Source organism: Kitasatospora sp. NPDC034023 (assembly GCF_055575795.1).
Genome location: NZ_JBVIRY010000023.1, coordinates 20,573 through 32,934, shown reverse-complemented (window position 1 = coordinate 32,934; position 12,362 = coordinate 20,573). Strand labels below are relative to the sequence as shown.

14 protein-coding genes are annotated in these 12,362 nt (G+C 70.2%); 13 read left to right on the top strand and 1 reads right to left on the bottom strand.

Features of this window, described 5'->3' with window-relative positions; all coding sequences use genetic code 11:
- Window positions 1-26 precede the first annotated feature (26 nt).
- The 8 genes from rfbB (at window position 27) to ACZ52R_RS27420 (ending at window position 6,516) form a co-directional block, all read left to right on the top strand.
- Window positions 27-1,004, top strand: a complete 978-nt coding sequence (gene rfbB, locus ACZ52R_RS27455; protein ID WP_360494983.1) for a dTDP-glucose 4,6-dehydratase — start codon at window positions 27-29, stop codon at window positions 1,002-1,004.
- Window positions 1,001-1,915, top strand: a complete 915-nt coding sequence (gene rfbD, locus ACZ52R_RS27450) for a dTDP-4-dehydrorhamnose reductase (protein WP_465616165.1) — start codon at window positions 1,001-1,003, stop codon at window positions 1,913-1,915. Before rfbB ends, rfbD begins: the two co-directional genes overlap by 4 nt.
- Window positions 1,912-3,231, top strand: coding sequence for a lipopolysaccharide biosynthesis protein (locus ACZ52R_RS27445; protein ID WP_465616166.1), 1,320 nt, complete (start codon window positions 1,912-1,914; stop codon window positions 3,229-3,231). The genes rfbD and ACZ52R_RS27445 overlap by 4 nt, the downstream gene beginning before the upstream one ends.
- 109 nt (window positions 3,232-3,340) lie before the next feature.
- On the top strand, window positions 3,341-3,733 hold the full coding sequence (locus tag ACZ52R_RS27440) for a DUF2304 domain-containing protein (RefSeq protein WP_360254645.1): 393 nt from the start codon (window positions 3,341-3,343) through the stop codon (window positions 3,731-3,733).
- On the top strand, window positions 3,730-4,509 hold the full coding sequence (locus ACZ52R_RS27435) for a glycosyltransferase family 2 protein (protein ID WP_360494995.1): 780 nt from the start codon (window positions 3,730-3,732) through the stop codon (window positions 4,507-4,509). Before ACZ52R_RS27440 ends, ACZ52R_RS27435 begins: the two co-directional genes overlap by 4 nt.
- Before the next feature lie 7 nt (window positions 4,510-4,516).
- The gene (locus ACZ52R_RS27430) at window positions 4,517-5,410 is read left to right on the top strand and encodes a glycosyltransferase family 2 protein (protein ID WP_360494998.1); all 894 of its coding nucleotides are present in this window, start codon (window positions 4,517-4,519) and stop codon (window positions 5,408-5,410) included.
- A 48-nt stretch (window positions 5,411-5,458) separates the two neighbouring features.
- Window positions 5,459-6,148, top strand: a complete 690-nt coding sequence (locus ACZ52R_RS27425) for a glycosyltransferase family 2 protein (RefSeq protein ID WP_465616169.1) — start codon at window positions 5,459-5,461, stop codon at window positions 6,146-6,148.
- On the top strand, window positions 6,145-6,516 hold the full coding sequence (locus tag ACZ52R_RS27420; RefSeq protein WP_360495004.1) for a DUF2304 domain-containing protein: 372 nt from the start codon (window positions 6,145-6,147) through the stop codon (window positions 6,514-6,516). Before ACZ52R_RS27425 ends, ACZ52R_RS27420 begins: the two co-directional genes overlap by 4 nt.
- An 87-nt stretch (window positions 6,517-6,603) precedes the next feature.
- On the opposite strand, the gene ACZ52R_RS27415 is transcribed toward ACZ52R_RS27420, so the two are convergent.
- Window positions 6,604-7,815 carry an acyltransferase family protein gene (locus ACZ52R_RS27415; protein WP_465662437.1) on the bottom strand — a complete coding sequence of 404 codons (1,212 nt, stop codon included), beginning with the start codon at window positions 7,813-7,815 and terminating at the stop codon, window positions 6,604-6,606.
- Between the two features lie 338 nt (window positions 7,816-8,153).
- Between ACZ52R_RS27415 and ACZ52R_RS27410 the strand changes: the two genes are divergently transcribed.
- The 5 genes from ACZ52R_RS27410 (at window position 8,154) to rplW (ending at window position 12,335) form a co-directional block, all read left to right on the top strand.
- The gene (locus tag ACZ52R_RS27410; RefSeq protein ID WP_465754338.1) at window positions 8,154-9,965 is read left to right on the top strand and encodes a hypothetical protein; all 1,812 of its coding nucleotides are present in this window, start codon (window positions 8,154-8,156) and stop codon (window positions 9,963-9,965) included.
- A 397-nt stretch (window positions 9,966-10,362) separates the two neighbouring features.
- The gene (gene rpsJ / locus ACZ52R_RS27405; RefSeq protein WP_012785157.1) at window positions 10,363-10,671 is read left to right on the top strand and encodes a 30S ribosomal protein S10; all 309 of its coding nucleotides are present in this window, start codon (window positions 10,363-10,365) and stop codon (window positions 10,669-10,671) included.
- Window positions 10,672-10,685: 14 nt separating this feature from the next.
- Complete coding sequence (rplC, locus tag ACZ52R_RS27400; RefSeq protein WP_360495013.1) at window positions 10,686-11,333, top strand: 50S ribosomal protein L3; 648 nt, start codon at window positions 10,686-10,688, stop codon at window positions 11,331-11,333.
- Between the two features lie 4 nt (window positions 11,334-11,337).
- On the top strand, window positions 11,338-12,015 hold the full coding sequence (rplD, locus tag ACZ52R_RS27395) for a 50S ribosomal protein L4 (RefSeq protein WP_360495016.1): 678 nt from the start codon (window positions 11,338-11,340) through the stop codon (window positions 12,013-12,015).
- Window positions 12,015-12,335, top strand: coding sequence for a 50S ribosomal protein L23 (gene rplW / locus ACZ52R_RS27390; protein WP_030055819.1), 321 nt, complete (start codon window positions 12,015-12,017; stop codon window positions 12,333-12,335). Before rplD ends, rplW begins: the two co-directional genes overlap by 1 nt.
- Window positions 12,336-12,362: the final 27 nt, after the last annotated feature.

Sequence of the window (12,362 nt, the reverse complement as noted above, 5' to 3'; positions counted from 1 at the left end):
ATCGGCGACGGTAGACTACGCGCATTATGCGCATCCTCGTGACCGGCGGCGCCGGATTCATCGGTTCGGAGTTCGTCCGTCAGCTTCTCGGAGCGGATGAGAGCGCCCGGATCACCGTCTTTGACAAGCTCACCTACTCGGGCGTCCTGGAGAACCTGGCTCCGGTGGCCGACCACCAGGGCTACACCTTCGTCCAGGGCGACATCTGCGACGCGGACGCCGTCGACCAGGTCATGCCGGGCCACGACGTGGTGGTGCACTTCGCCGCCGAGTCGCACGTGGACCGGTCGATCGCCGGCGCGGGCCCGTTCGTGCTGACCAACGTCGTGGGCACCCAGGTCCTGCTGGACGCCGCCCGCAAGCACGGCGTCGGCCGCTTCGTGCACATCTCCACCGACGAGGTGTACGGCTCGATCAGCGAGGGCTCCTGGACCGAGACCTGGCCGCTGGTGCCGAACTCCCCGTACTCGGCCTCCAAGGCCTCCTCCGACCTGCTGGCGCTGGCCTACCACCGCACCCACGGCATGGACGTCGTGGTGACCCGCTGCTCCAACAACTACGGGCACTACCAGTTCCCGGAGAAGGTCATCCCGCTGTTCACCACCAACCTGATCGACGGCAAGAAGGTGCCGCTGTACGGGAACGGTGGCAACGTCCGCGACTGGCTGCACGTCTCGGACCACTGCCGGGGCATCGAGCTGGTCATGCGCGGCGGTCGCGCGGGTGAGGTCTACAACATCGGCGGCGGCACCGAGGCCACCAACAAGGAGCTGACCGGCCTGCTGCTGGAGGCTGCGGGCGCCGGCTGGGACAGCGTCGAGTACGTCGAGGACCGCAAGGGCCACGACCTGCGCTACTCGATCGACATCAGCAAGATCCGCGAGGAGCTCGGCTACGAGCCGCAGGTCCGCTTCGAGGACGGCCTCGCCGCGACCATCGCCTGGTACCGCGAGAACCGCGCCTGGTGGGAGCCCCTGAAGCAGAAGGCGGCCCTGGCGAAGTGACCGTGAACGCCACCGGCCGGGTGCGCTGGCTGGTCACCGGCGCGGCCGGGATGCTCGGGCAGGACCTGCTGTCGGTGCTGGCCGCCGACCCGACCGCCGAGATCACCGCGCTGCGCCGGGCGGACCTCGACATCACCGACGCCGCGGCCGTGCAGGCCGCCGTCGACGGCCACGACATCGTGGTCAACTGCGCCGCGTGGACGAACGTCGACGGTGCGGAGACCGAGGAGGAGGCCGCCACCGCCGTCAACGGCACCGGCGTGCGCCACCTGGCCGCGGCCTGCGCCAAGACCGGCGCCCGGCTGCTGCACGTCTCCACCGACTACGTCCTGCCGGGCGACGCCACCGAGCCCTGCCCGGAGGACGCCCCGACCACGCCGGTCAACGCGTACGGCCGCAGCAAGCTGGTGGGGGAGCGGGCCGTCGCCGAACTGCTCCCCGAGCACGGCTACGTCGTGCGCACCGCGTGGCTGTACGGCGAGCACGGCCCGAACTTCGTGGCCACCATGCTCAAGCTGGCCGCTCAGCGGGACACCCTGGACGTGGTCGACGACCAGCACGGCCAGCCGACCTGGTCGTACGCGCTCGCCGGCCGCCTGGTCGAGCTCGGCCGGGCCGCGCTCGCCGGGCAGGCCCCCGCCGGGGTCTACCACGGCACCGCGAGCGGCCGGACCACCTGGTTCGGACTGGCCCGCGAGACCTACGCGCTGAGCGGGCTCGACCCGGAGCGGATCCGCCCCACCACCTCGGAGGCGTTCGTCCGCCCGGCCGTCCGCCCCGCCTTCAGCGTGCTCGGCCACGACCGCTGGGCCGCCGCCGGACTGGCACCGCTGCCCGAGTGGCGGGCGATGCTGGCCGAGGCCCTGGAGCGTCCGGCCTTCCGGGCGCTGCGCATCGCGGCGGAGCGGTGAGCGGCGTGCTCGGCCGGCTGACGCGCGCGCTGCCACCGGGACTGCTGGCGGTCGGCGTCGGGACGGTCACCCTCGGGGTGGCCTCGTACGCGCACCTCGCGGTGGCCGGGCACGCGCTCGACCGCGACTCGCTCGCCGAGGTCTCCGTCCTGTGGACGATGGCGATGTCCTTCGCGCTCGGGCTGTTCTTCCCGGTCGAGCAGGAGCTGACCCGGGTGATCGCCGCCCGGGCCGCCCGGGGCGAGGGCGCGGCCCCGGTGCTGCGCAAGGCGGCCGTGCTGACCGGCGGGCTGCTGCTGGCGGTGCTCATCGGGCTGGGGGTGTTCTCCCGGCAGCTCGCGGACGTGTTCTTCCACGGCGACCGGAGCCTGGTCGTGGCGCTGGCCGCGGCCTTCGTCGGACCGGCCGCGTGCTACCTGACCCGCGGGGTGCTGGCCGGCCTCGGGCACTTCGGTGCGTACGGCCTCCAGCTCGGGCTGGACGGCGTCCTGCGGATCGTCTTCTCGATCGGCCTGCTGCTGGCGGGCGTGCACTCGGCGCTCGCGTACAGCCTGATCCTGGCCGTCTCCCCGGTGCTGGCCATGCTGGTGAGCCTGCCGAGGACGCTGCGGATCGCGCTGCCCGGGCCGGCCATCGGCTGGCGGGAGCTGTGCAGCGGCCTGGGCATGCTGACCGTCTCGTTCCTGCTGGCGCAGTTCGTCGCCAACGCCGCCGTGCTCAGCATCCAGGTGCTGGCGCCCTCGCAGGCCGTGCTGGTCGGCGCGTTCACCGGCGCGATGGTGCTCAGCCGGGTGCCGCTGTTCGTCTTCGGCGCGCTGCAGGCCTCCCTGATGTCGGGGCTGTCGACGGCCGTGGCGACCGGCGACCGGGCCGGTTTCCGTAAGCTCCTCACCAAGACCTGTGGCATGGTGGCCGCCCTCGGCGTCCTCGGCGGGGTGCCCGCCGTGGTCCTGGGGCCATGGGTGATTCACGTCGCGTTCAACGCGGACCGGCATGCTCTGGGCCCGGTGGACTTCCTCTGGCTCTCGGTGGGCACGCTCGCCTACCTGCTCGCCACGGTCGTCGGCCAGGCGGTCATCGCCCGCGGCCACCACCGCCGGCAGCTGCTCGGATGGGTGCTCGGCACCGTGACGCTGCTGCTGGTGACCTGCCTGCCGGGCGCTCCGGCGAGCCGGGTGGAGGCCGCGTACACCGTCGGTCCGCTGGTGGTGCTGGCGGTCATGTTGCTGGCGCTGCGCGGCGACGGTAGCGTGCGCGGCGCCGGTACGGGGTCTTCGCAGGCCGCCGTCTCCGCCGACACGGTCTCCGCGAGCTGATCACGATGTCGTCACCGCTCCCCCCGGCGACGCCCCGCGGTACCGGCGTCCCTAGCATGTGCTCCATTCACCCCTATGCCTCACCGACGCGTGAAAGGCGAGATCCATCGTGCAGCTGAGTGTGCTGACTTCGATCACCGGCGTGCTGGTGCTCGTGTGGATTCTGGAGCTGCTGCGCCGCCAGCAGCTCCGGGAGAAGTACGCGGCCCTCTGGCTGGCCATCGGCGTGGTGATCGCCCCGCTGGGCTTCTTCCCACGGCTGCTGGACTCGACCGCGCGGCGCCTCGGGGTGGCCTCCGGGGTCAGCCTCGTGCTGTTCGCCGGCTTCGTGCTGGTCCTGCTGGTCTGCGTGCACCTCAGCTGGGAGACCAGCCGGCTGGAGGCCGAGACCCGCACGTTGGCCGAGGATGTCGCGATGATGCGCGCCCACCTCGCCGAGCACCACGACTTCCCGATTGCCCGCTCGGGCAGCGACGTGAACGACCCCGAGGTGAAGGCATGATCGACGGCAAGCGGGTACTGATCATCCTTCCCGCCTGGAACGAGGCCGAGGGCCTGCCGAAGATCCTCCGCGAGATCCAGCAGAAGCTCCCCGGCGTCGACACCCTGGTCGTCGACGACGGCTCGACGGACAGCACCGCCGCCGTCGCCGCCGCCTACGGCTCCAAGGTCGCGCAGCTGCCGTACAACCTCGGTGTCGGCGGCGCGATGCGCTTCGGCTACCGCTACGCGCACCTGCACGACTACGACGTGGCGATCCAGTGCGACGCGGACGGCCAGCACGACCCGGCCTACGTGCCCGCGCTGCTCGAGAAGCTCCGCAGCGAGGCGGACCTGGTCATCGGCGCCCGCTTCGCCGGCGAGGGCTCGTACCGGGTGCGCGGCCCGCGCTCCTGGGCGATGAAGCTGCTCTCGGTGGTGCTGTCGCGGGTCGCCAAGACCCGGCTCACCGACACCACCTCGGGCTTCAAGGCCTGCAACAAGCCGATGATCGAGTTCTTCTCGCACTGGTACCCGGTCGAGTACCTGGGCGACACCATCGAGAGCATGGTCGGCGCCGCCCGCTGCGGCTTCGTCATCCGCCAGGTCCCGGTCGCGATGCGCGAGCGGACCACCGGCACGCCCTCGGCCTCCCCGATCAAGGCGACGATCTACCTGGCCCGGGCCGGCCTGGTGCTGCTGCTCGCCCTCATCCGCCGGATGCCGGCGAACGTGAAGGCCATCGAGCCCGCCACCCGCGCCGCCGCCCGCCGGCCCGAGCTCATTGGCAAGGTCTAGGTACCCGATGTCCCGTTTCGAGATCCTGATGCCGTACTACGGCGACGTCCGGCTGATGCAGGACGCCGTTCGCAGCGTGCTGGCCCAGGACGGTGACGACTGGCGCCTCACGGTCGTCGACGACGGCAAGGAGCCGGACGTCCCCGGCTGGTTCGAGTCCCTCGCGGACCCGCGGGTGCGGTACCTGCGGAACGAGACCAACCTGGGCGTCAGCGGCAACTTCAACCGCTGCGTCCAGCTCGCCGAGTACGACTACCTCGTGCTCATGGGCTGCGACGACCTGCTGCACCCCAACTACCTGAAGGTGGTCCGGGACGCGCTGGAGCGCTTCCCGGACGCGGGCATGGTCCAGCCCGGCGTGCTCGTCATCGGCGCCGACGGCAACCCGGTCGGCAGCCTCGCCGACACCGTCAAGCGCCGGCTGTACGCGCCGAAGGACCCGGGGCCGCTGCTGATGTCCGGCGAGCCGCTCGCGATGAGCCTGATGCGCGGCGACTGGCTGTACTTCCCGTCCGTGTGCTGGCGCACCAAGGACATCCAGGCGACCAGCTTCCGGGCGGACCTGGGCGTCATCCAGGACCTCGCGATCATCGTCGACCTGCTCCTCGCGGACGTCCCGCTGGCGGTCGTGCCCGAGGTGTGCTTCAGCTATCGGCGGCACGCGGTCAGCGAGTCCTCGGTCACCGCCTTCACGGGCAAGCGCTTCGAGGAAGCCCGGCGCTTCTTCCGCGAGACCGCCGACCGGCTGGACGCCCACGGCTGGCACCGGGCGGCCACCATCTCCCGCCGCTTCATCTCGTCCCGGCTGCACGCGCTCAGCATGATCCCCGCGGCCGGCCGCAAGGCGGGCCTGCGAGGCGTCGGGGCGATGCTGAGCCATGTGGCCGGCCGCCGGGCCTGATCCGTGAGATCCCTCCAGCAACCCCCTCCCAGTGCCCAGGAAGCGACCATGTCCCAATACGACGACGTCTGGCTGGTGATCCCCGCCTACAACGAAGGCCAGGTGATCGCCGATGTGGTGGAGAACGCCCGCAAGACGTTCCCGAACATCGTCGTGGTCGACGACGGGAGCACCGACGGCTCGGCCGAGCACATCCTGACCACCGGGGCCCACCTGGTGCGGCACCCGGTGAACCTGGGCCAGGGCGCCGCCCTGCAGACCGGGCTCTCCTACGCGCTGCAGCAGCCCGGCGCCCAGTACTTCGCCACCTTCGACGCCGACGGCCAGCACCAGACGGCCGACGTCGAGAAGATGGTCGCCGTGCTGCGCGGCGGGACCGCCGACGTGGTCCTGGGCTCCCGGTTCATCGAGCAGTCCGAGCAGGTCCCGATGATCAAGCGCGTGGTGCTCCGCACGGCGGCCGCGGTCAGCCCGACCGCCCGCAAGCTGAAGCTCACCGACTCGCACAACGGGCTGCGGGTGATCAACCGCCAGGCGGCCTCCCAGCTGCGCATCACCATGAACGGGATGGCCCACGCCTCGGAGATCGTCGGCCTGCTGGCGAAGTCCTCGCTGCGCGTCGTGGAGGTCCCCGTGGACATCCTCTACACCGACTACTCACGCGCCAAGGGCCAGTCCCTGATCAACGGCGTCAACATCCTCTTCGACATCTCGCTCCGGGAGCGTGGCCGGCGATGAAGTACTTCTGGATCCAACTGGTGCTGGTGCTGGGCGCCGGTACCGCGGCGCTCATCTTCATCCGGCGCTGGGACCGGACCAACACCAGGGCCTGGAAGCGCATCGCCTTCGTGCTGTTCGTACTCGCGAACATCTACGCGGTGCTGCGTCCGAGCGACGTCACCTGGGTGGCGAACCGGCTCGGCGTCGGCCGCGGCACCGACCTGGTGCTGTACCTGATGGTCCTGGCGCTGGCCTTCCTGGCGCTCAACACCTACCTGCGCTTCCGCTCCCTGGAGAGGAAGCTCACCGACATGGCCCGCACGGTCGCCATCACCGAGGGCGCGCGGCTCAACCAGGAGCGCTTCGACGAGAAGGTCTCCGGCTAGCTCCGGGCGGTCCCCCGAGGACCGTACGAACCGGGCCCGGTACGCAGTGCGCGTACCGGGCCCGGATCCGTTCGGGGGTGGGGAGGGTCAGGTCGAGACCTGCGACAGGGGCCGTACCGGCGGTGCGGCCGGCGGCTCCTCCTGCCGCGGCGGCTTGCGCAGGCCCAGGTCCTTCAGCTTCAGCGCGGGCTTCTCCACGGCGTACCAGGAGCAGACCGCCGCCGTGACCGAGAGCGCCACCGAGGCCGCCGTGTAGGTCCAGTAGCCGTGCTTGTTGACGCCCCAGAGCGCCAGGCACTGCTGGATCGGGAACGCGTAGATGTACACCCCGTACGAGAGGTCCACCTTGGTGCCGACCTTGGTCAGCGGGCCGGGCATCCGGCAGGCGAGCCAGACCAGCAGGTAGGCGAAGGCGGGCAGGCCGAACACGGTGAAGCCGCCGTAGTGGGCGCTGCCGAGGAAGACGACGGCGGCCAGCACACCGGCCGGGTCGTTGATCGGCAGGCGGTTCTTGTACAGCTCCGCCAGCGCGCCGAGGCCGAACATGAAGGTCAGCGGTATGAACATGTCCAGGCTGATCGAGCCCAGGAAAGGCAGCTGCCAGCCGGTGAGGCCGGTCGGCGCGTACTCCGGGGCGCGCAGCAGGTGGAAGCCCGACGCCAGGTGGACCATGTACGCGTAGAGCCCCAGGATCATCAGGGTGACGGCCCAGCGTGCGCGCCGCAGCACCCCGACCGCGGCCAGCGAGACCACCAGCAGGTAGCAGAGGACCTCGTACGCCAGCGACCAGACCGAGCCGTTGAAGGCGGTGGGGTGCGGGACGTGGTCGAGCAGTCCGGAGATGCCCCACTGGTACACCCCGATCGACCAGTTGGCCTCCAGGTAGGCCAGCGGGCCCTCCGGGTGCGACCAGAAGCCCGCCATCCGGCCCTGGTGGTAGGCCACGACCGGGGCGACCACGAAGGCCGTCAGCAGCAGACAGGCCCAGAGGCCGGGCAGGATGCGGATGGCGCGGTTCCACAGGAAGCGCGCCGGGCTCAGCCGCATGCCGCTGCGCGTGATCAGCAGACCGGACAGCACGAAGAAGCCGCTCACCGCGATCGCACCGACGTTGGTCTGACCGCGGCTCTGCAGCAGCCCGAGGTCGGGCTTGCCCATCCCGAGCGGCATCGCGTGGGCGAAGATCACGGCGAGGGCCAGGACGAGCCGCAGGAGGCCGAACCCGTTCTTCCGTCCGAGGGCCTCCGTCAAGGGCGGGCAGGCCGTCAGAACCGACCTCTTGCGTGCGGTGCGAGACATGGGCAGGAGGCTCCGGGCCGGTAGTCGTGGAGGGCGGGAACTGCGCGGAGCTCACCCTATCCGCCCGGGTTCCGCCCCCACTGGGTCGGAAGAGGCCCCGTGAGGGCCCGGAGGCACGCCATGACACGCTCTTGGGGGTGCGATTACCATAAGTCGCGGCCCGGGCCCGGCATCGCCGCCGCCGGCAACGATGCATCCGCCGGACGCCCGCAGCACCTCCACGAGTTTCGGCCGACCTGCGCCGACCGGGCGCCCGGCCGCCGCCCGCTGAGCTCGCCCCCCATCCGGCGAGACGGTCCGACCCGCGGCACTGCGCCGCTTCACGGAAGCGAAGAGACATGACGGATTTGGCCCCGGACGTTGTCGGCGGCCGTGCCGGCGCGCCCGACGCGTCGACCACGGCGTCCTCCGACGGGTCACCGACCGGCCGGCCGGGCGACCGCTTCTCGCGGTGGACCGAGAAGCGCTGGGTCCTCCCGCTGGCGGAAGGCCTGGTCAGCGTCGGCGTCGCGCTCGGCTTCATGCTGCTGTGCACGCACATCAGCGTCAACCCGACCACCCGGATCGGCCAGGTCAGCGGCCTCGCCAAGATCCAGCAGTACGCGGCGCTCCTCGGCATCCCCGTCCTCGCGGTGCTGCTGCTGCTCGCCTACCGCGGGACGCTGCGCTACTACCAGGTCGCGCAGCGGCTGGCGTGCGCCGCGGTGGCGGGCCTGGGCACCGGCGTCGTGGCCGGCGGCGTCGTGGTCGCCCTGCACGGCACCCCCTGGGGCCTCGGCGGCCAGGAGGGCGACCCCGGCAACCTCATGGGCATGGCCAACGACATGATGCGCGGCCACGGCCTGCCCGGGGTGTACCCGCCGCTGTTCCCCGCCCTGCTCGCCCTCTGGGCCAAGCTCTTCCACCACGGCATCCCCGGCGTGGGCCACGCGCTCAAGGACCTGCAGCTGATCCTCAGCGCGCTGGTCGGGCCGATGGCCTACCTCTCCTGGCGGATGCTGCTGCGCCCGTTCTGGGCGATGGCGATCGCGGTGCCTGCGTCGATCGTGTTCCTCGACCCGATCCGTCCGTACAGCCACGGCTCCATGCTGGTGCTGCTGCCGCTGCTGGCGGCCTGCTTCCGGGAGATCCGCCGGTCCGGCGAGCTCTCGACCCGCTCGGCGGTGCTGCGCGGCCTCGGCTTCGGCGCCGCGTTCGGCGTGATGTTCCTCTGGTACTCGGGCTGGTACCTGTGGGCGGCGCCGGGCTCGTTCATCCTCGTCCTGATGCTCTTCCCGTGGCGCCGCGGCCGGACCGCCCTCAAGCGCGCGCTGGTCTTCCTCGCCACCATGCTGGTCACCGCCGGTGTGATCGGCGCCCCGCTGCTGTACCAGCTGGTCCGCCTCGGCGCCTCCACGATGGACCGGTACGCCTACATCAACACCTACATCGACCCGGCCTACGTCATGGGCTGGGCCTCGGACCGCTCCGGCACCCTGAGCTACCACAACTGGCCGGGTGAGGGCGACATCGCCGGGCAGACCGGCTTCGGTGTGCTCCTGCTGGTCGGCGTGGGCATCGGCGTCGGCGTGGGCCTGCGCAGCATGGTGGTCCGCACCGCGGGCTTCGTCCTCGCCGGCGCCTGGCTGATGCGCTTCTGGTTCGCCTCGCACATGGAGCACAACCAGGCCGTCCAGCTGTACCCGCGGACGACCTGGATCATCTTCTACTGCCTGATCATCCTGGCCGTCATGGGCGTGATGCTGACGTACGAGCGCGGCTTCGGCTGGATCCGCGGCACGCTGCGCGAGGTGGCCCCGGCCCGGGCCGCGCGGATCTCGCCGCGGGTGATGTCGCAGCTGGCCGCCGGCCTCGTGTGCGCGCTCGCCCTGTTCGCGACCATGGGCGGCTCCTGGTCGGCCAACCGCTTCATGCCGTCCACCAACCCGGGCGTCGAGGACATGGGCCTGGACGCGCTCCGCGCCCACCTGCAGCAGCTCGACAACGGGCAGTGCCCCAAGTACTCGCCCTACAAGGGCAAGCAGGCCTGCAACCCGATCAACATGGACCTGAGCGAGTACACCTTCGTTCCGGACCAGCCGAGGCTCTGGTGCGCCAACACCACGGCGACGGACGTGGACGTCACCTGCGGACGTCCGCCCAAGAACTGACACGACCCACCATCGGGTGACCGTCGGGGCCGGTGAGGATCACCTCACCGGCCCCGATTGGCATCAGGGCTGCTCCATGTGGCAGTATGTCCAAGTTGCTCGGTTGAGTGCCGATGCTGCGCGCCTCCCGCCGGGAGGACTGGAAGCGAGTCCCACCTACTCGTCGTTCCCGTGATGGCCGTCAAGCGTGAGTTCTACGCCACGGCAGCTGCGGGGCGAAAGTACGGGAATCTTCCGGGAAGCGTGTGCGGGGCCTCAATCCGGCACCCCCCACCCCAGAAGTTCTAAACCGACGAGTTATTTCGCCGGTTTTTTACAAGCGCGAGTGCGACACGCCCGAGCGCGGGGGTCGGAGGGAAGTCGAGAAGCAATTAGACAGAAGGACTACTGAGTAGCCATGGCGGGACAGAAGATCCGCATCCGGCTCAAGGCCTACGACCACGAGGTCATCGACTCCTCGGCGAAGAAGATCGTCGAGACGGTGATCCGTACTGGTGCGCAGGTCGCAGGCCCGGTGCCGCTGCCCACTGAGAAGAACGTGTACTGCGTCATCCGCTCGCCGCACAAGTACAAGGACTCGCGCGAGCACTTCGAGATGCGCACTCACAAGCGTCTGATCGACATCCTCGACCCCACGCCGAAGACGGTTGACTCGCTGATGCGTCTCGACCTGCCGGCTGGCGTCGACATCGAGATCAAGCTCTGAGAGGCGCACCGAAGATGGCTAAGCAGATTAAGGGCATCCTGGGCGAGAAGCTCGGCATGACCCAGGTCTGGGACGAGAACAACCGGGTTGTCCCGGTGACCGTCGTCAAGGCTGGGCCCAATGTCGTGACCCAGGTCCACACCGCCGACAGCCCGGCCGGCTACGACGCCGTCCAGATCGGCTTCGGCGAGATCGACCCCCGCAAGGTGAACAAGCCCCTCGCGGGCCACTTCGCCAAGGCCGGTGTCACCCCCCGCCGCCACCTGGTCGAGCTCCGTACCACGGACGCCTCCGAGTACACCCTCGGCCAGGAGATCACCGCGGAGCTGTTCGAGGCGGGTGTCAAGGTCGACGTGACCGGCACCTCCAAGGGCAAGGGCTTCGCCGGTGTCATGAAGCGCCACAACTTCCGGGGCCTCGGCGCCGGTCACGGTGTGCAGCGCAAGCACCGCTCGCCCGGCTCGATCGGTGGCTGCGCCACCCCGGGTCGCGTGTTCAAGGGCGTGAGGATGGCCGGCCGGATGGGCCACGAGCGTGTGACCACCCAGAACCTGACCATCCATGCCGTTGACGCGGAGAAGGGGCTGCTCCTGATCAAGGGCGCAATCCCGGGCCCGAACGGCGGCCTCGTCCTCGTCCGCACCGCGGCGAAGGGGCTGTGAGGATATGAGCACCATTGACATCCTGTCGCCCTCGGGCGACAAGACCGGCAGCCTCGAGCTGCCGGCCGAGATCTTCGACGCGAAGGTCAGCGTTCCGCTGATGCACCAGGTCGTCGTGGCGCAGCTCGCTGCGGCCCGTCAGGGCACCCACAAGACCAAGACTCGTGGCGAGGTCCGCGGTGGCGGCAAGAAGCCGTACCGCCAGAAGGGCACCGGCCGCGCCCGTCAGGGCTCGACCCGTGCGCCGCAGTTCGCCGGCGGTGGCGTCGTGCACGGTCCCGTGCCGCGTGACTACTCGCAGCGGACCCCGAAGAAGATGATCGCCGCCGCCCTGCGCGGTGCGCTCACCGACCGGGCCCGCCACAACCGCATTCACGTCGTCACCGACGTGACCGCGACCGAGGCGCCGTCGACCAAGGCCGCCAAGGGTCTGTTCGGCAAGATCACCGAGCGCAAGAACATCCTCCTCGTCGTCGAGCGTGCCGACGAGCTGGGTCTGAAGAGCGCCCGCAACCTGCCGCACGTGCACATCCTGGACGCCGGTCAGCTGAACACCTACGACGTGCTCGTCTCCGACGATGTGGTCTTCACCCAGGCCGCCTTCGAGCGTTTCGTGGCCGGTCCGGCCGCGTCCGCCAAGGCCGTGGCTGCTGAGGGCGAGCTCGAAGGGAGCGCCGCCTGATGGCTGCAGAGATCACGAGCAAGACGTTCACGGACCCCCGTGACGTCCTGGTGAAGCCGGTCATCTCCGAGAAGAGCTACAGCCTTCTCGACGAGAACAAGTACACGTTCATCGTGTCGCCGGGCGCCAACAAGACCCAGATCAAGCAGGCCGTCGAGGCGGTCTTCTCGGTCAAGGTCGAGGCTGTCAACACGATCAACCGTCAGGGCAAGCGCAAGCGCTCCAAGACGGGCTTTGGCAAGCGCAAGGACACCAAGCGCGCCATCGTGACGCTGGCCGAGGGCAACCGCATCGACATCTTCGGTGGTCCGGTCTCCTAACGGAGATCGTGATCGTCGATAAGGACG

Excerpts from the sequence above, each read along its gene's own strand:
- rfbB (WP_360494983.1), top strand. The coding sequence starts at position 27 with ATGCGCATCCTCGTGACCGGCGGCGCCGGATTCATCGGTTCGGAGTTC.
- ACZ52R_RS27435 (WP_360494995.1), top strand. The coding sequence starts at position 3,730 with ATGATCGACGGCAAGCGGGTACTGATCATCCTTCCCGCCTGGAACGAG.
- ACZ52R_RS27430 (WP_360494998.1), top strand. The coding sequence starts at position 4,517 with ATGTCCCGTTTCGAGATCCTGATGCCGTACTACGGCGACGTCCGGCTG.
- ACZ52R_RS27425 (WP_465616169.1), top strand. The coding sequence starts at position 5,459 with ATGTCCCAATACGACGACGTCTGGCTGGTGATCCCCGCCTACAACGAA.
- ACZ52R_RS27420 (WP_360495004.1), top strand. The coding sequence starts at position 6,145 with ATGAAGTACTTCTGGATCCAACTGGTGCTGGTGCTGGGCGCCGGTACC.
- ACZ52R_RS27415 (WP_465662437.1), bottom strand. The coding sequence starts at position 7,815 with ATGTCTCGCACCGCACGCAAGAGGTCGGTTCTGACGGCCTGCCCGCCC.
- ACZ52R_RS27410 (WP_465754338.1), top strand. The coding sequence starts at position 8,154 with ATGACGGATTTGGCCCCGGACGTTGTCGGCGGCCGTGCCGGCGCGCCC.
- rpsJ (WP_012785157.1), top strand. The coding sequence starts at position 10,363 with ATGGCGGGACAGAAGATCCGCATCCGGCTCAAGGCCTACGACCACGAG.
- rplC (WP_360495013.1), top strand. The coding sequence starts at position 10,686 with ATGGCTAAGCAGATTAAGGGCATCCTGGGCGAGAAGCTCGGCATGACC.
- rplD (WP_360495016.1), top strand. The coding sequence starts at position 11,338 with ATGAGCACCATTGACATCCTGTCGCCCTCGGGCGACAAGACCGGCAGC.
- rplW (WP_030055819.1), top strand. The coding sequence starts at position 12,015 with ATGGCTGCAGAGATCACGAGCAAGACGTTCACGGACCCCCGTGACGTC.